This is a genomic window from Alteromonas sp. CyTr2 (assembly GCF_947311905.1).
Lineage (GTDB): Bacteria > Pseudomonadota > Gammaproteobacteria > Enterobacterales > Alteromonadaceae > Alteromonas > Alteromonas macleodii.
This window is the reverse complement of record NZ_CAMZMZ010000006.1, coordinates 108,549-127,121: the sequence shown is the minus strand read 5'-3', so window position 1 is coordinate 127,121 and position 18,573 is coordinate 108,549. Positions and strand designations below refer to the sequence as shown.

Sequence of the window (18,573 nt, the reverse complement as noted above, 5' to 3'; positions counted from 1 at the left end):
AACTGAAATCAGGTCACTAATATTCTTTATCGATTTGCTTCAACTTTTTCTCAAACGATTCATATTGCTCTTTTGAGTCATAGTCAAAATGGTATTGATTGTGAAAGCCGAACTGCAGCTTCACATTAACGTCTTCAATGTAAAGCGTATAGCCATCGTGATCTGTAAACGCAGTAATCCCATTAAGCTTATACTGTTCATCTTCTTTCGCGCCATGCTGGCGGATCTTGTCGAAAACCTGAAGTAAGAACTTGCTGTCTAATTCGTTTTTCATTGTAAATCCATTGTTGAGAATTTATCTATTTTTACACAATCAAACGATTTTTGGATTTATCTAGGGCCTATATTTAAAACGACTATGCGAGTTAATAACTACAACCTAAAAGTTGTAGCGAAAACCTAAATTTACAATATGCGCAGAAAAATCATCTTTGCCACCAAAGTAGGTGTATTCCACGCGTACCATCGACTGTAAGCCTAAGTAGTAATCGAAGCCTAGCCCAGCTAATCCTGCGATAATTGTGTCATCGTATCCACACACAGCGGCTTCTGGGCCACAGGTAGAGCTATCTATCGACGCGTGCTCGATGTCAACGCTTGCCACGCCTAATTTATAATACAGCTCACCTTTCTGGCTACTCGCTTTACCTAGTAACGCCAAATAAGGGCCTTTAGATGAGATTGATTGTTCGTCGTTATCTGTATCAATAAAAGAGATATAGCCACCTTCTACATACCACTGACGGTGAAATTGATAGCCTAAAGCAGCTGAATAGCTAATATCAGACTCATTATCTATTTCAGTATCTACGTTGCCAAAGCCAATATTTGCCACTGCATATCCGTTGGCTGATGCTAGTCCAGAAAAACCCAAGCTTGTTAAAGCTGCACTTCCAATAAGGAACTTAGCGAAAAATGATGAAAGACGGCGCATTTTAATTACTTCTCCATGTTAAAGAGCGCTCACTATAAAAGACAATGCCTCTGATTAAAACGAACAAACCGAGTTTAGATGGATACAGTTAACTGATAGCTGCACGAAAAAACGGGTTTAATATCAGCCCGCATAGATAATTACCCACTCAGCGAGAGATAAGATGTTGGTAATCGGGGCGTTTTACAGCAGGTATAGTGGTTCTACATCAAGGTGACACAACAACCAGAGCGTTTTTTGACCATTAAATATCAGCAATGTTAATCCCTTGCATCACACCTTCGTATAAAAAAGACGCAGATAGTTTATATAACCACATGATTATCTGATAATTTTTACAAAATTTGATCTTTTTTAAATTAGGTGTAGTATTAACCTAAACAACTGGTCAGATGAGCGGATGAGTTATTATGAGTATCAGAACTAGCTTAAAGAAAGTATTACCCCCAATTTCAACCACAGAGCAAGAAGCCTTAGATGCAGGCGACGTGTGGATTGAATCTTCTATTTATCAGGGTAAGCCTGACATGCAGGCGCTACGCGATATCCCTCAGGCAAAACTGAGCGCAGAAGAACAAGCATTCATGGACGGTCCAGTAACCGAGTTGCTGAACATGATCGATGATTTTGAATTAGGCAACGGCAAGCACATTCCTCAGGACGTTTTAGACTTCCTAGGTAAGAACCGCTTCTTCTCTATGATCATTCCAAAGAAATTTGGTGGTCTTGAGTTCAGCCCGTATGCAAACTCTACAATCGTTGCCACTATCGCAGCGAAAAGCGGTGCAATTGCAGTAACCGTAATGGTTCCTAACTCATTAGGTCCAGGCGAGCTTCTTATGCACTACGGTACGACCGAGCAGCAAGATTACTGGCTACCTCGTCTAGCAGACGGTCGCGATATTCCGTGCTTCGCGCTTACCAGCCCTGAAGCAGGTTCTGACGCAGGTGCTATTCCTGACGCGGCTATCGTAACTAAAGGCGAATTCAACGGTGAAGAAGTGCTTGGTTTACGTGTAAGCTGGGACAAGCGCTACATTACACTTGCACCAATTGCGACCGTACTAGGTCTTGCGTTTAAAGTATTCGATCCAGACCAACTACTTGGCGACAAACTAGAGCTTGGCATTACCTGTGCCCTTCTACCTAAGTCTCACCCAGGTGTTGAACTTGGTAACCGTCACGACCCAATGGGTGTACGCTTCTACAACGGTACTACTCGTGGTCAAGATGTGTTCATTCCTATGGACTTCATCATTGGTGGTCAAAAGAACATTGGTCGTGGTTGGCAGATGCTAGTTAGCTGTCTAGGTGCAGGTCGTGGTATTTCACTTCCAGCAATGGGCGTAGCGACTGCACAATCTGCATTTAAAGGCACGGTTGAGTATTCATTCGTACGTGAGCAGTTTGGTCTCCCAATTGGTCGCTTTGAAGGTATTCAAGAGAAAATGGCAGACATCGCGGGTAAGACGTTCTTACTTGAAGCGATGCGTGTGTTAACAACTGAAGGTCTAGGCCTAGGTGTTAAACCATCAGTAGTTACCGCTATTGCTAAATATCATATGACTGAACTAGGTCGTGATGTGATGAACTCTGCTATGGACATCCAGGCAGGTAAAGCGATTCAACGCGGTCCTCAGAATACGTTAGCGGGCGGCTATGCTGCGCTTCCTATCGCGATTACAGTAGAAGGTGCAAACATTCTTACACGAAATCTAATGATCTTCGGTCAAGGTGCAATGCGTTGCCACCCTTACCTTAAAGACATGGTTGACCTAATCCACAGCAACGAAAGTTCAGCGGATGCAGAGTTCAACAAGGTACTTCGGAAGACTGTTGGCTTCAGCGTTAAAAATGCATTCCGCAGCCTTGGTAAAGGATACCTTCCCTTCCTACGCGAGAGCGAGTCTGCACTACCAGAAGTTCGCAAGTACGAGAAGCGTGTTAACAGCATCTCTGCAAAACTAGCACCACTTGCTGACTTGTCACTTGCGGTACTAGGCGGTGACCTTAAGAAAGCTGAGCTTTTATCAGCACGTCTAGGTGACGTAATGAGCTACCTATACGGTGCAATGGCAGCAATTCGTTTCTACGAGCAGCGCATTGAAGACAGAAAGCTTGCGCTACCGTATTTCGAATACGCGATGCAGTGGTCGTTACAACAAGCGGATCAGGCAATTGTTAACTTTATCAACAATTTCCCGAACACGGCGACACGTGGTCTAATGCGTCTTCTTACGAACACCTACACCAACAGTGTTGCGGGTATTAGCGATGACCTAGTGCGTGAGCTTTCTATTGCATCTATGCAAGATAACAGCGTGAAAGAGCAGCTTACTCACCTTGTTCGCGTTACGCCTGGAGATGGCAACGACATCAACGAGCAAGCGTTCAAAGCGAAGCACGCGGTAGCTCACCTTCTTGGTAAAGTGCAAAAAGCACTTCGCAAAGAGCCTGTAGTGCCGTTCATTTCTTTTGAACATGCACTTAACAAGCTTCAAGAAAAAGGCGTGGTAACTGCTGATGAAGCCGCTAAGCTTCACGACTATAACGAAAAACGCAAGCTAGCAGTTCGTGTAGACGAATACACGTTCGATATGGAACTTGTTCCAGCGTCTCAAACGCTTAAAGCGATTGATGGCGGTCAAAACGCTGCGTAAACTGTCATAATTGCAGTAACTTGATTAACAAAGCCCCATCCTTGAGATGGGGCTTTTTATTTGCCCGTTAAATTATCTTTCTATTGTTTCGTTCGTACTCTACCTTTAGCTTATCGTGGTTTTCTTAAACAAGGATTTGTAAAGTGAAAACGATGCGCTTTATTGGCATTCAAACCGTTTCAATATTTTTTATTCTCTTTTTCTCGTCGCTGCTATTCAATTCAAACGCCAGTGCCCAGCACGATGATACTAACTTCGTCATTGGAGAACTAACTCATCCTCGAGTAAGTAGCTTCTATAAACCCCTAATAGCACGTGCGTACCAAGATATCGGCATTGAGGTTACATTCGAAAAAGTGGGTGGGGAAAGAGGCTTACGGCTTTTAGATGAAGGAATGACAGATGCAGATATTATTCGCTATGACGTAGTGTCTCAGCCTGACAATAACATTGTAATTGTTCCTCCAGCACTGTCTCATGGCGCATCATTTCTATTGTATACGGGGAGCTGAGTGCAATAAAAGCATAATTCAACAACCTGATAAGGCAATAGCCGTCACTACCCAATTTTTCTTCAATATGCACGTCAAACCTGGCGAGTTAAATGCCAACATCTTTGAATTTGATGACTTTCACCACGTCATAAATTTACTGCTCAACGGGCGATTTGACTACGCTATTTTACCGAGTGACTATTCTGAAGAAGCCATTTTCGAACAATCTGGAATTGAGTATATACCTCTAGTGGAACACGAATTGGTACACGTTATTCATAAGAAACATAGCCATTTGATTGACCAACTTTCTGCAGCAATCGCCAAGCAGCATCAATTACTCAAAACCGCAGAGAATGAATAAATAAAAAACGCCCGCATTGAGTGCGGGCGTTAATTGAACAATAACTAGTACCTTTGCACTAGATACTTGCTCGTTAGTCGAACATATATTTAAGCGACAGCACTGTAGTACGGCCGTTCAATGGACGTGCTCTGATGTAGCTACCAACTTCTGCTGAACCTTCTTCTGACTCAGTGATGATAAATTCATCAGTGGCGTTATTCACATTAAGCGACACAGAAAATTGGTCGTTCACCCAATAAGTGGCAAACAAGTTTACAAGGTTATAACCCTCTTGTTTCAGGTCGTTATTGTCCTGAACATAGTACTCTGTCGAGCCTTGTAGTGAGGCACCAACAGACCATGTATCAGTAACGTACTCAGGGGTAATAGTCCAAATCCAATCTGCTTGGCGGCGTGGAGTATTTCCTTCAAGTGCAGGGTTGTTTACGTCTTTACTGATTTCAGCGTCTGTCCACGTTAAGTTACCGGATAGCACGAAATTATCAGTTGCTGTCCAGCGGCCTTCAAGCTCTAAACCTGTTGCTTCATATTCGCGCATAAAGGTTAAACCACTGGTTACCTCTGCTTGCGTATCTTCAGTAACAGTATCAAACAAGGTTGCGTTAACCATGAGGTCTTTCGTACCGTATTTGTAACCTACCTCGAATTGTTTCGTTGTATCGTAACCCGATGTTGTGCTTGTTAAGCTGCCGTCTGTATTCAATGTACCGCCAATCTGTAGTAAACGATCGGCGATAGCACGGCCACCTTTTGAGTAACGAGCAAAGAATGTCTGACTGGCGCTTAGAAGGTACGAACCACCGATTGAATAAGACGTATTATTCGCGCTGTAATCAACAATTTGAGAAGACGCACTGGCGCGATTTAAGTTGATGACACCACCGCTAATGAAGCCGCTGTTGATTGCTGAAGCATCTTCAATTTGCTCAATAGTTCCGTTACCGTTTATGTCGAAGTCAGCATTTCCGCCGCAGCACGAGCTGATGAGTTCACCTGAAGCTTCGGTCGTGTCATGACGTACCGATGCATCAATAAGAATGTTATCTGACAATTCAAAACCAACGTTCATGTACGGCGCTTTTGTTACATAGTTTAAGTCCCACTCCCACGAAAGGAAGCTTGGTGACAATAAACCGTTTGAAACAAGTTCCACGCCATCGCCATCTGTAATTGTTAGAAGCTGTGAATTGTCACCGTCTAGAGTTTGTATAAATGTCTGCCAGCTTGACCAGCTTGTGGCGATGTCCTGGTTTGAGTAGTAATAACCTACTGTGAGGTCGATACCGTTATCAAATTCTTTACGCAAGCTGAAATCGTTGATCATGTTACCCAGATCGTTGATTCTTGTGTCGAACTGAAGGTTTGTAAATGCTTGTCCTGTGTACACTTCACCAGCGCCAGGTCCGTTCGCGAGCACAACACTTGTGCTGTCGCAATTCAGCGCATTTCCGTCACCGTCAGTAGCGCCGGCACAAAGTGCAGAAGCGAAATTCGATACATCGCCAGGGCCCGCTGGAAATCCATCAGTAAATGGAGCAATAAAACCACCTGAGATATCTGAAATACGGAACTTGTTTAATAAGAACAAGTTTTCAGCCACTTCGAGGTCAACTTCAACGCCAAATGAGTTTACTTTTGATTCGATACCATCGCGGACGTCGCGATTCTCTGGGTTACCATAGCTGTCAAAAGTAGAAATGTTTGTGTTGTAAGCTGAGTTTAATGCCTGTGAGCTGGCGTCGTAACCAGGTACCGGGCCATATTCACCATCGCCTTTCACCAATACCGGAGAAGGAAGGTATGTTGATACTTTGTCATCAAGGTTTTTATAGAAGAAACGGATGTGACCGTTATCTAGCATCTTAGTGATATTGAACTTAACCTGACCGCCTTGGTCGCCATTGTATCCCGTTTCTCGCGGGCCCTCTCCACCACGGGCAAAGCCAGCAATGTGGTAGTAAAGGTCGTCGCTAATTTCACCGCCATAGCGAAAGTCTAAACGAAATTCTTCGTAATCAACGCCAAATGACGTTCCAACGGCACCGCCACCTACTTCGCCCGTGTTACTGATCAAGTTAATAACACCGCCTGGCGAGTTACTGGCGAATGTTGACGCTGAACCACCGCGCACTGCTTCCACATTCGCTACTGACCAGTCGTAGCGTAAAAAGTTATCGGCATTGCCAAAGTTAATATCACCATATTCTAAAACAGGTAAACCGTCTTCATGGATTTGCAAGAATTTAGAACCACCCGTCGCAAGTGGAATACCGCGAATAGTAATATTTGCGTTACCGCCTCCGCCTGAAGACTCGGCACGAATACCGGGTAACGCGCGAAATACCTCAGCGGTAGAACGAGGAGCTAGTTTAAGAATATCGTCTTCGTCGAATGCACTTACAGAAACACTAGCTTCTTGCATCGTTGCACCACTCGGTGCAGCGGTAACCACAATCTGTTCGAATTTTTCTTTCGACTTTGCGTCAGCATCAGCTGTTGATGATTCCTGCGCGATAACCGAGCCCGAAAAAGCGGCGCAAATCGCTAGGGTCAAAGCGTTGAGTGTATGATTTTTGTTCATTTTTTCTCCGGCAATGTGTTGAATTTGTTAAATCCAAGGTAGCCTCTGCCCCTTTAACGTAGGGAGGCGGCAACACAATTCAAACTTAATCGATTAAGAATTTATAACAAAGGAACAACATTGTAAACATCCTGTGAAGAGTTTTTACTCTTGCGCAGCGCCTTATTTAACTTTTATATACTAAAGTTTTAGCTATTTTGAGCGATTCACATCGCAGATAAGAAATAAAAAGCAATATCGATTAAGAACACTACACTTTCAGGTGTTTAGAGCGAACTGTGAAAAAACATAGATAGACAAAAAGCGAGTTGCTTTAGTCGAATTTTAAAATGCCTCCGTCATATGTATTATATTTAGCCTATACTACAATCATTTAGTGCACTTAAGTTTGTACGCTTCGCTCTATTCTGTACGACTAAATTTGCTTTTGAAGTAACGCATTAAATTTGAATCACAATGTAATTAAGGCTTTATCCGGTTGAACACGTATCAAGAATCGATATCACAAACTGAAATAGAACGAGACACCACCGACATGCTAATTGGCAATAGCTTTGTCGGCTTCTTGATGACGATATTTGCCTTTTCTGGCTTGGTATTTTTCTTTGAAAGCGACTCCCCTTCAACATTTGCAAATAAACTACAGATTTGGGGAGTAATGGTGTGCGTCTCACTTCTGAGGCTAGTTGATGCATTGTATTGGCGCACTAATTTGGCAGGAAAAGCTTATAACCCGCGCCCTGCTTTGATTCGGTTTTCGACCGGGCTTTATGTTACGGGTTGTATTTGGGCGCTTTATTCAGTGCTTTTCTATTCATCCATGGCAACTGTCGAACTAGCAGCGACTATGGTTGTACTCGCCGCGATGTCCGGCGGAGCTGTTACCGTCCTGTCTCCGAACATAAAACTCGTCGGGTTCTACTCTACTGCTCTTCTTGTACCTATGTCGTTATGTGCGTTAATTGATGCTAGCGGGAAATTTTTTATTTTAGGTGTGCTTGGCTTGGTTTTCTGGTTTGGTATTTTCGCCAGTGCTTTTCGCTACCATCGCTTTTTCATCAGTACGTTACACCTTAAAGCTAAGAATAATAGTTTGATGGAACAGATGCGTATTGAGCGTAGTGAAACAGTTAAAGTAAACAAACTACTCATAGCTTCAAACGAAAAGCTCGATGCATCTAACGCCAACCTTGAAGCGGAAGTGGAAAGAAGAACGGCGGATTTATATCGGTTGTCTAACAGAGATCCACTGACAAATTTGCTTAATCGCAACGGCTTTCTCAAGCATCTCAACAATTTGATAGACACCACACGTGCCCTAGATAACTCGCTCGCCCTTCTATTTATCGACTTAGACGGATTCAAGCAAGTTAACGACAGTTTAGGACATAAAGTCGGCGATATTGTCCTTGCCGAAATTGCCAACAGACTTCGTAACTATACGGAAGAAAATCACCTGGGAAGATGGGGAGGAGACGAATTCGTCGCCGTAATTCCTTATGCTAATGTTGATACCGCAAAGGCCGTAGCACACGCTATGCGCAGTGGCGTCACTATTCCCATTATTGCAAACGACAACCAAATAACTCTAGACGCCACAATAGGTATCGCCATGTTCCCCGTGCATGGCGACAGTGCTGTTGATTTAATTCAACAGGCCGACCTGACTATGTACGATCAAAAGCGCAAACAAAGGGGCTCTATCGGTGTGTTCAATGAAACACTGCACAACGAAATTAAACGAGAGCAACGTCTTTGTGAACGATTGCGTTCAGCCATTGAAAATAGTGAATTTACTGTTTTTTATCAACCTATCATTGACGTCACGACAAACTCCTTGTCGTCAGTAGAAGCGCTGTTACGGTGGAACTGCGACGGAGAAAACATTTCTCCTGCGGTATTTATCCCCCTAGCAGAGCGCAGTGGGCTAATGCCAGAAATAGGTGCGTGGGTATTAAATAGAGCGCTTATCGACCTTTCACATTGGCAGTTCAAACCCGGCCTCGCAATGTCGATAAATGTATCAGTCGCGCAGCTGCTCGATGACAGCTTCTTTAAAGTTTTAGACAATGCCCTCAGCACAACTAAAATTTCACCAGAACGCCTCTATCTAGAAATAACTGAAAGCGTATTCGCTATTGATAAAGATCTAGTGACTAAACGAGTGAGCGAACTCGTAGCCCGTGATGTCAAAATATCAATTGATGACTTTGGTACAGGTTATTCATCTTTAAACCGTCTTCAATCTATGCCATTCAATTTTATTAAAATTGACCGCTCTTTTATACAGAATAGCTCTGAAGAGAGTGATACCATAATAAGAGCAACACTTTTAATGGCTAAAGAGTTTGGCTGTAAAACCATTGCAGAGGGCATCGAAACTGAGCAGCAAAGGCAACACTTGTCCCAGCTTGGAACCGACTATTTGCAAGGCTTTTACTTCGCTAGACCAATGAACGCCAACGACCTTATTTCTTGGTATAACGAAAACTACTAATAACCATGGCTCAACTTTATTTTTATTACTCTGCAATGAACGCAGGGAAGTCTACATCACTCCTCCAATCAGCTTATAACTACCGTGAACGCGGTATGCATTCCGTGATTTATACCGCAGCGCTTGATGATCGGTACGGCGTTGGGAAAGTCACTTCTCGTATCGGCTTACAAGCAGATGCCAAGCTATACGCAAAAGGCGATGATTTGTTTGCCTCAATAAGCAAAGACTGCGAAGCGTTAAAGCCCGACTGCATTTTTATTGACGAAGCACAGTTCTTAACAAAGGCACAAGTAAAGCAGCTAGTGGACGTAGTTGATGAACTTGATGTGCCGGTACTAGCCTACGGCCTGCGTACCGACTTTTTAGGTGAAACCTTTGAAGGCAGTCATTATTTGCTGGCTTGGGCAGATAAACTGTCTGAACTAAAAACCGTTTGCCATTGCGGTAAAAAAGCAAGTTTCGTGGTGCGTTTAGACGAAAATGGCAATGCAGTAAAAAATGGTGATCAAGTACAAATTGGCGGCAACGACACCTATGAATCAATGTGTCGCAAGCACTTTAAAGAACTGGTTTGGGACTAAATCCCAACGTCAAGTAACCTAACTAAAATAAGCAGTCACTGAACCTCATATCTGTTGCGGGCTATAGCATTTATTGTCCGCTTCTCATTCTCTAAAAAATTTGCCACTCCCCCTTCTGCTCTTTGCCAGATTTCAATCGGCGTTATCCAAACTTTCTCGGTACTATCTAGAAGTAGCAAGAAAAAGCATTAAGCATTCTTGCTAGCCACGAATAGCCGTTTATGACCTGTATTTGAAAACACTTTTCTTAAACAATTAAGAAAACACTTGCGTATGAGTAAAACAACTACTATTGTTAAAACGTTGTAAATAATAAACCTTTGTTTAACACACTCAGCAAGGTATGACTCATGAAGCACACCAGTACGTTTAAACCTGCGTTAATCGCTATTTCAATTACCGCCGCCCTTAACAGCGGTTCAGTAGTAGCACAAGACACACCAGACGACGAACAAGTAGAAATTATTCAAGTTTCGGGTATTCGAGGCTCTTTAATGCGCGCCCAAGCGGTGAAAATGGACAACGATTCCATTGTTGAGGCCATTTCCGCAGAAGACATCGGTAAGCTTCCAGACTCTTCAATCGCAGAATCACTTGCCCGCTTGCCGGGCCTATCAGGTGAGCGCGTAGGCGGACGAACGTCGGGTATTTCGGTACGTGGCTTCAAAGAAGACTTTACCGGCACCTCACTGAACGGCCGCGAACTTATCGGTATTGGTGACAACCGTGGCGTAGAGTACGACTTATACCCTGCTGAAATCATGACAGGCGCCACTATTTACAAAACCTCTGACGCGTCGCTTATTGTCCAAGGTATTGGCGGTACAGTAGACTTGCAAACAGTACGCCCTCTAGCAGCCCAGGAAACCCTTACCGTCACTGGGGTCTATGAACTTGGTGGCAACGATTCAGATAATCCAGAGTTCGACAATAGCGGCAACCGTTTTGCCCTTTCCTTTGTAGAAAAGTTTGCCGATGACACGGTAGGTCTCGCACTTGCCATTGCATCAACGGAGTCCCCCAGAAACGAGAGAAAATACGGTGTTTGGGGATATGGTGAGAATGACGATGGTCAGGTGCTTCCGTTTGGTTTAGACACTCAGGCCATTAGCCGCGTGCTAGAACGCGACACGATTTCAGCCATTCTTCAATGGCGTCCCACCGATAGACTAGACATTGTTTTTGATGCGCTAGATATTGATTATTCCGACTCAGGTGTTATTCGCGGTTTCATCGAACCCTTCGCTGCGGCAAATGTTAGCGGTACAGGCATTAACAACTCGGGCACGCAAGTTAACGCGAATCCAGTATTGCGTACAGATCCCGCGCAAAAAGATGGCGAGCTTCAAACCTTCGGTTTAAATATCAAATACGACATAACCGATGAGTGGTCTCTTACTTTAGACGTGGCAGACAGTGAGTCGAACAAACGTGACTTGCGTGGTGAATCATACGCTGGTTTAGCGCGTTCTGGTGCGCTCGGCGAAGGGCAATTAGGTTCACGTCAATTCGAAATGAGCACTGATGGTATTTACTTTAGCGGCAGTAGCGGCCTTGATGCATTCTCTGATCCCACCATGTTACAACTAGCGGGCCCTCAAGTTTGGGGGGGCGGTATGGCTAACATTGCCGACCAGTTTACTACCGATGTTTTACAAGCAAATGGTCAACCCTACAGCTACTTCAACGCTCAAGATGGCTTCCTGAACTTTGCTGATTTTGAAGAAGAGCTGACCACAATACGTTTTGAGGCAGTTGGTTATGTAGATTGGGGAATCTTCAACACTTTTACGGCCGGCGTAAACTATAGCGACCGATACAAAGCAAAAGACAATAAAGGTTTCTTTGCAACTGCGTCGTCATATCCATTTTCTGAGGCAATCCCTGAGCAGTATCTGTATAACGGGTTAGCTGACTTAACCTGGGCTGGCATGGGTTACGTTGTAGCCTACGACGGCTTTGCCCCTTATAACGATGGTGAATATACGCTTAATGATGCAGGGCTTCTAGAGCCTGATCGTTTAGGTGATACCTACACCATTGATGAAGAAGTAACTACATTATACGCCCAGCTAGACTTTGAGACTGAAGTTCAAGGTTTCAATGTAAAAGGTAACGTGGGTGCACAATATGTACAAACGGACCAAAGCTCAACGGGTTTCATTGGTATTGTAGGCCCGAACTTTGCCGTGTGTGACGACGATGGCAATCAAGTGGTTGATGCGGACTGTATTATTACCGATGGCGATGATTACTCTCACTTCCTACCTAGCCTGAACGTAAGTGTCGAACTTAATGAGAATCGCTACCTGCGCTTGGCGGCATCGAAAACCATTAGTCGAGCGCGTATCGACCAAATGAAAGCATCGGGCTTTGTTAAGTTTGATCAAAATATTGAGCTGATTGCTACAGAGAATTCTGAGGCGGCGGTGAGAGAGTTCGGGTCGCCTTGGTCTAAATTTACGGGTAACCCCACCCTTCGTCCGTTAGAAGCCAATAACTTTGACATTTCATTTGAAAACTACTTCGATGAAGAAGGTTATGTCTCAATTGCGCTTTTCTATAAAGATTTGGTTAATTGGACCCGCGACGGCAACCAGCTTATTGATTTCACGAATGACGTGACCAATGACGGTGCTAACTACTTCATCCCTGGATTCCATGACAGGATCGTGGACGTTGCGGGTAACTACGGCCCGCAAGACACGCCTTACGAAGTGGGCGATTTAGTAACTCCGCCAGACCAAGGCTTCTATTCATTCTTCGAAGATGGCCTAAAAGGTGAAATGAAAGGGGTTGAGCTAACGGCCAATGTTCCTTTAAGAATGCTCACTGACTCTCTGGATGGATTTGGTATTGCCGCTTCTGCAACAATCCTAGATGCGGAGCTTGAAGATGGCACAGCCATTCCAGGCCAATCAGACAATACGTACAGCATTACAGCGTACTATGAGATGAACGGCTTTGAGGTTAGGGTTGCGGCAACCGATCGTTCTGAGTTCCTTACATATCAGCGTGGAGGTTCAAACAAAATTGAGCCAGCAACTCGTAACGCCGTTACCCAAGTCGATGCTCAAATTAGCTACGATTTCGCAGATAGCGGAATTGAGTACTTGGAAGGGCTAAGAGTATCGTTACAAGGCGTCAACCTGACTGATGAGAAAGAAGAAACCATTGATGATGCGGGCATTGTTACGCTCCGCCGTGAGTTTGGTCCTTCTTATATGCTAAACCTCAACTATTCGTTCTATTAAAAGGGACCATCTCTTTTGAACGTACGAAAATAATGGCACGCATCTTTAGATAGTGGATACGTACCTTGCATTACTGCCATGTAAAGTGTGGCAGTAATGCGCAACTCTGATACTGTTTAATTTCACCCTTCTTTTATTGCAGAGCCTTTAATGACAACACCACACCGAATTGTTATTGCTGGAGGCGGCACAGCAGGTTGGATGGCTGCCAACCTTTTAGCTCACCGCTGGGCTAATCAAGCTGTGACCATCACACTCATAGAATCAGAAGACATTGGCACAATAGGCGTAGGCGAAGGCTCGACACCTACTCTCAAGCGTTTCTTCCAAACTCTTGATATTCCTGAGTATGATTGGATGGAAGAGTGCCAAGCAACGTATAAAGTTAATATCAAGTTCACGGGCTGGAATGGCAATAATTCACACAGCTACTCTCACCCCTTTATTAGCCAGCTAGATGTTTTTAGTGAACGAGCATTTCACGTTAATGCCTTAACCAGAAGGCTGGGTCTCGATGTTGAAACTCGACCTGATAAGTTTCTTATGGCGGGGTATTTGGCAAAGAAAAACCTTGCCCCTCTTCCCTCACATAATTTTCCATTCGATATAGAATACGGCTACCACTTTGACTCTCTAAAACTTGGACGATTCTTACGCGAGCGCGCTAAATCAAAAGGCGTATATCACGTTGTTGGTAATATTGAATCGGTGCATACCTCACCATCTGGCGACATTTCACATCTCGTTTGTCAAGACGGACAAAAACTTGATGGAGATCTGTTCATAGATTGCACGGGTTTTTCAGGACTCCTTTTACAAAAGACGCTAGGCGTACCGTTTAGGGACTTTAGTGACAACCTATTCAATGACTCGGCCGTTGTGTTGCCTACACCAGCATGCGCTAATTTACCGGTTGAAACCGAGTCGGTTGCCATGTCGAACGGTTGGCGCTGGCAGATACCGCTTCGCAACCGCACGGGAAACGGATATGTGTATAGTCAGCAGTACCAAGAGAAAGACGCTGCAGAATGTGAATTGCGACGCGCATTGGGGATGGAAAATACCGATGTTGAAGCAAAGCACTTGTCTATGCGTGTAGGTCAATGTGAAAGGCATTGGGAGAAGAATTGTCTTGCACTAGGCTTGTCGCAAGGGTTTATTGAACCTTTAGAAGCAACGGCACTACACCTAGTTCAAACGAGCATCGAGCTTTTCGCGGACAACTATTCTTTCAACGAAACAAGTGCACAACAGAGACAGGCGTTTAATCGGGAAGTTTCAGAGCGCTTTGAACGCGTCCGAGATTATATCGTGTGTCATTACAAGCTAAACGGGCGCAACGACAGTGACTATTGGAGAGACAACAGAGCTAACATGAAGCTGTCCGAATCACTGCTAAGTTTGCTTGATGTGTGGTACAGAAAAGGGGATATTGTTGAGGAAATAAAGCGCCAAGGTATTGGTCGACATTTCAGCACTACGTCATGGCACTGTTTGTTGTCTGGCTATGGTGTATTCCCGCCACCGGCACTCAATCAGCCCGCTTCTTTGAAGGAAAGCGGCGATCTTTTTGAAGAAAAGAAGCTTGCCGCATTTTTTAATCGCTGCTCGTTAAACTTTGATAAGCAATCTACCTTATTTAACGCGGGCTGAACCTCTTGGCTCAGCCTATACCGTCTCGCCGACTTGCAATTCAAAAGGCAGCGTACTCTTTGCTGTTACTTGATTAAGCAGTGCTTTTGTTGCTTCTACGCCTTTGCCACTGCTGGATTGGCAAACTGTAGTAAGACGCGGGCGCGCACGCTCGGCTTCCCCAATACCATCAAACCCTGTAATTTTCAGCTCTTCCGGTACCTTAATATTCATATCCAAGGCTAAGTGAAGTAGCTCAAGGGCTATAATGTCACTCATACACAAAACCACATTAGGTCTTGGAGAGCTGGTCAGTACTTCTTTGGCTGCCTGTCTTGCAAAGTGTCTGTCACTTTCTGGAAGGTGCCAAATACGCTCATTGCTTACCGTGATGTTCTTTTCTTCAGCGGCCCTTAAATAACCATCAAGTCGACGGTGAGCAATTGAGCTGTCTACGTCAATCAACGGACTATCGTAAATACGACATGTAGAAGGCGAGTCAATCAGGCGAAGCCCAAAGATTGCCACATTGTCACCTTCATTTAACGTATGAGACGCAACGCGATAGGCCGCCTCTTCGTTATCAATATTAATAGATGGCTTGTCTTCGATATCAAAGTCAACGGTGACCACAGGTTTTGGCGACACTGCCAACTCCGCTACCAAGTTGCTGTTGCGCGGTTGTCCGTAACAAATAAAACCATCAACAAAATCTACAACATCAAGAATGCTGTCAGAGTCGCCCGCGTACAGTAACAAATGCTTGCCATTTTCTTGAAGCGCAGAAGAAACACCTTTAATAAAAGTACTCGCGACGGGGTCACTCACCATATATGAAATGCTGTCGGCTAATACTAAAGCCACAATATTTGATGTGCCCTTTCTGAGGATCTGTGCTGCTTTATTGGGGCCGTTGTAACCAATCTTTTTGCACTGCGCTAAAATCTCTTCGCGCTTCGCTTTTGATAATTGGTCCGGGCGGTTAAATGCATTTGAAATGGTTGCCGTTGAAACGCCCAACTGTTCAGCAACATCTTTTAGGGTAAGTTTTGTTTTATTCATTATTTTTAGCTCTTTTCACGAAACTAACTACCCAGATTTAAAAACAAAAAAGGGTAGCAAGCGTGCGCTCTGACTACCCTCTGACTATATCATTAACTTAAACGTTTAACGCGTGAAATTTAGCGCTAATTCGATGAGTTGTGTAACAAATTGCTCAATGGCTTAATTTTTAGAGATTTTCGCTCTTAGCGCGTGCCAAAGATTTTGTCTCCAGCATCTCCTAATCCCGGTAGGATATAGCCTTTCTCATTCAATCTATCATCGATTGCGGCGGTAAAGATATCAACATCAGGGTGTGCTTCAACAACGGCTTTAATGCCTTCAGGCGCAGCAACAAGGAATAGTCCCATTATTCTTCGACAGCCTTTCTTTTTCAGAAGATCGATTGTTGCAATCAACGTTCCGCCTGTTGCCAGCATGGGGTCAACAATCAGTGCGGTACGTTCATCAATGTTTTTTACTACCTTGTCAAAATAGGCAACTGGCTGCAGTGTATCTTCATCACGGTACAGACCGACTACACTAATCTTCGCATTTGGAATAAGTTCCAGTACGCCTTCAAGCATACCTAAGCCAGCACGAAGAATAGGGACAACAGTTATTTTCTTACCTTTAATTTGTCTTACTTCTACCTCATCTCCCGACCAACTTTTAATCGTCGCTCTTTCCGTAGGCAGTGTTCGCGTTGCTTCATAAGTCAGAAGGTTCCCTACTTCAGAGGCAAGCTCGCGAAAGTCTTTGCTGCTAATTTTAGCGTATCGCATAAGCCCTAGTTTGTGCGCAATAAGCGGGTGGGTAATTTCGTGAACGGCCATGTAAGACTCCTTGTAATCGATTTAGCTATATTTTAACCCAGAAGTATTTTAGTTAAAGCGATTAGTCGTAAAAATATGTTTATTCAATGCTTTAAAACGCCACATCAACGCTAGACAGAGTGGATAAATGCTATAACCTATTGCGTAGGCTATAGCCACAGTTCGTGGCGCAATTCACGATCATGAATGTATAGCGCTCGCTATGAATTGTCGTAGTTACGCGCTAATGAGATCGATTGAGAAAGTTTCAGGAAGTTCAATTTTCTCAAAACAGCCGAATCAAACTTACTATTCAAACCATGTTTATCTATGTCAAAAGGAATTGTTTATGCATTCTTACGCTAAACGTTTTCGCTATTTTGCTGTAATGGCACTGAGTTTCTGTGCCCATAATGCCTTTGCACAATGGGAGCAAATCACTCCTGAAAATGAGGTGGTGGTATCAGTACCTGGCGGCGGTGAAAAAACCGTGTACCCATCATGTTCTCTTCCCGCTTTACCGGGACCAGAGGGGTTAGCCCCCAACCCATTCTCGTTTTATTTCGAACAAGGAGAAAGTGATAACCTACTTATCTACTTCAATGGTGGCGGCGCATGCTGGGACAGTGCCACTTGCTTAGCGTCAATGCAGCTTGAGTTTGACGACAACCCGATGTCGCGAGCCGCTTATAACCCATCAGCCGTAATCGAAAATACACCATTTATTTCAGGCGGAATATTTGAAGATACACAAGAGAACCCTTTTCAAACTTGGTCAAAAGTTTTCATTCCCTACTGTACTGGCGACCTACACTTAGGCTCAAAAGACACGCAGTACGTTGACGAGCTTGGTATCGTTACAGGTCTACCTGGTGCCGAAGTTACTTTAAAGCACCGTGGTCACGACAACGCGCTAGTTGTTATGCAGTGGATTAAAGAAAAACTGAACAACGATGATTTATCACCCAACAAAGTGCTACTCAGTGGAAGCAGTGCGGGCGGTTATGGTGCAACGTTCAACTTCCCCTACTTCCAATCGCTGTTTGGTCGCACAAAGGTTGCCCTCTTCGCTGATGCGTCGCTTGGTGTTATATCCCGAGGCTTTACGCAAACAGTCCTAAACTATCAAGGACCATGGGGGATAGAAGATACACTACCACGTAATTTCCAATCACTGATTGGCAATTTTAACCATCTAACGCTCAATAAGCAGGTGATGCTGCGATTAGCTTATCAGTACCCTTGGAACCGTTTTGCGCAATATTCAACAGGAACCGACATTGTTCAAATTCAGTTTTCTAAAATCTCTGATCAGGTCTCTAGAGATAATTTAGACCCAACGACATGGGGTGTAACAGAATCTGATTTAGGCTACATACTTGGCTGGCAACTTCAGGCTAATACGTCACTTCATGCGCTGTCAGCTTTCACATGGAATTATCAATTTTACCTTGGTGAAGGCACCTGCCACATGGTGCTAAACGATTTTTGTGAAGATAATGCCTTCCCAGTATCCTCACCTAGCCCATTTTATAATGAGCAGAGTGCGCGGGGTATTTCCTTTAACGAATGGCTACACACGTTTGCTACGTCACGCCGCTTTAGAGAAAATAGCGCGGCATACTATCACTAGGATACGTAGTGCGAACTTGTAATAAAAAGTAATCAATAACATGGCAAGTCCAACCCAGCAGTGGTTGGATTAGCCATATTT

At 44.2% G+C, this 18,573-nt stretch carries 13 protein-coding genes; 8 read left to right on the top strand and 5 right to left on the bottom strand.

The window, feature by feature from the left end:
* Positions 1–16 precede the first annotated feature (16 nt).
* Both QME20_RS05795 and QME20_RS05790 read right to left on the bottom strand, forming a co-directional pair.
* Entirely contained in the window at positions 17–274 is a 258-nt protein-coding gene (locus QME20_RS05795; RefSeq protein ID WP_014950255.1) for a DUF3081 domain-containing protein, read from the bottom strand.
* 105 nt (positions 275–379) lie between these two features.
* A complete protein-coding gene (locus QME20_RS05790; RefSeq protein WP_014950256.1) occupies positions 380–934 on the bottom strand; it encodes an outer membrane beta-barrel protein in 555 nt (184 codons plus the stop codon).
* 410 nt (positions 935–1,344) lie between these two features.
* Here QME20_RS05790 and QME20_RS05785 point away from each other — a divergent pair, with 410 nt between their 5' ends.
* The 3 genes from QME20_RS05785 (at position 1,345) to QME20_RS05775 (ending at position 4,452) form a co-directional block, all read left to right on the top strand.
* On the top strand, positions 1,345–3,594 hold the full coding sequence (locus QME20_RS05785; protein WP_061095566.1) for an acyl-CoA dehydrogenase: 2,250 nt from the start codon (positions 1,345–1,347) through the stop codon (positions 3,592–3,594).
* Between the two features lie 143 nt (positions 3,595–3,737).
* Positions 3,738–4,106, top strand: a complete 369-nt coding sequence (locus QME20_RS05780; protein WP_281715611.1) for a hypothetical protein — start codon at positions 3,738–3,740, stop codon at positions 4,104–4,106.
* The gene (locus QME20_RS05775) at positions 4,072–4,452 is read left to right on the top strand and encodes a hypothetical protein (RefSeq protein ID WP_281715610.1); all 381 of its coding nucleotides are present in this window, start codon (positions 4,072–4,074) and stop codon (positions 4,450–4,452) included. The genes QME20_RS05780 and QME20_RS05775 overlap by 35 nt, the downstream gene beginning before the upstream one ends.
* A 73-nt stretch (positions 4,453–4,525) precedes the next feature.
* Here the strand turns inward: QME20_RS05775 and QME20_RS05770 are convergent, their stop codons facing one another.
* On the bottom strand, positions 4,526–7,036 hold the full coding sequence (locus QME20_RS05770) for a TonB-dependent receptor (protein WP_281715609.1): 2,511 nt from the start codon (positions 7,034–7,036) through the stop codon (positions 4,526–4,528).
* Between the two features lie 478 nt (positions 7,037–7,514).
* Here QME20_RS05770 and QME20_RS05765 point away from each other — a divergent pair, with 478 nt between their 5' ends.
* From QME20_RS05765 to QME20_RS05750, 4 genes are all read left to right on the top strand, one after another.
* Positions 7,515–9,533, top strand: a complete 2,019-nt coding sequence (locus QME20_RS05765; RefSeq protein WP_281715608.1) for a bifunctional diguanylate cyclase/phosphodiesterase — start codon at positions 7,515–7,517, stop codon at positions 9,531–9,533.
* Between the two features lie 5 nt (positions 9,534–9,538).
* A complete protein-coding gene (locus QME20_RS05760) occupies positions 9,539–10,117 on the top strand; it encodes a thymidine kinase (RefSeq protein ID WP_014950261.1) in 579 nt (192 codons plus the stop codon).
* 350 nt (positions 10,118–10,467) lie between these two features.
* Positions 10,468–13,371 (top strand): TonB-dependent receptor, encoded by a 2,904-nt coding sequence (locus QME20_RS05755; protein WP_281715607.1) that lies wholly within the window; start codon positions 10,468–10,470, stop codon positions 13,369–13,371.
* A gap of 150 nt (positions 13,372–13,521) precedes the next feature.
* Positions 13,522–15,024, top strand: a complete 1,503-nt coding sequence (locus tag QME20_RS05750; protein ID WP_281715606.1) for a tryptophan halogenase family protein — start codon at positions 13,522–13,524, stop codon at positions 15,022–15,024.
* A gap of 15 nt (positions 15,025–15,039) precedes the next feature.
* Here QME20_RS05750 and QME20_RS05745 read toward each other — a convergent pair whose 3' ends face one another.
* Positions 15,040–16,065 (bottom strand): LacI family DNA-binding transcriptional regulator, encoded by a 1,026-nt coding sequence (locus QME20_RS05745; protein ID WP_281715605.1) that lies wholly within the window; start codon positions 16,063–16,065, stop codon positions 15,040–15,042.
* Positions 16,066–16,250: 185 nt separating this feature from the next.
* Positions 16,251–16,880, bottom strand: a complete 630-nt coding sequence (gene upp, locus QME20_RS05740; RefSeq protein WP_014950265.1) for a uracil phosphoribosyltransferase — start codon at positions 16,878–16,880, stop codon at positions 16,251–16,253.
* Positions 16,881–17,208: 328 nt separating this feature from the next.
* Between upp and QME20_RS05735 the strand changes: the two genes are divergently transcribed.
* Positions 17,209–18,492: a pectin acetylesterase-family hydrolase gene (locus tag QME20_RS05735; RefSeq protein WP_281715604.1), complete on the top strand. Its 1,284-nt coding sequence runs from the start codon at positions 17,209–17,211 to the stop codon at positions 18,490–18,492.
* The last annotated feature ends 81 nt before the right edge of the window (positions 18,493–18,573 follow it).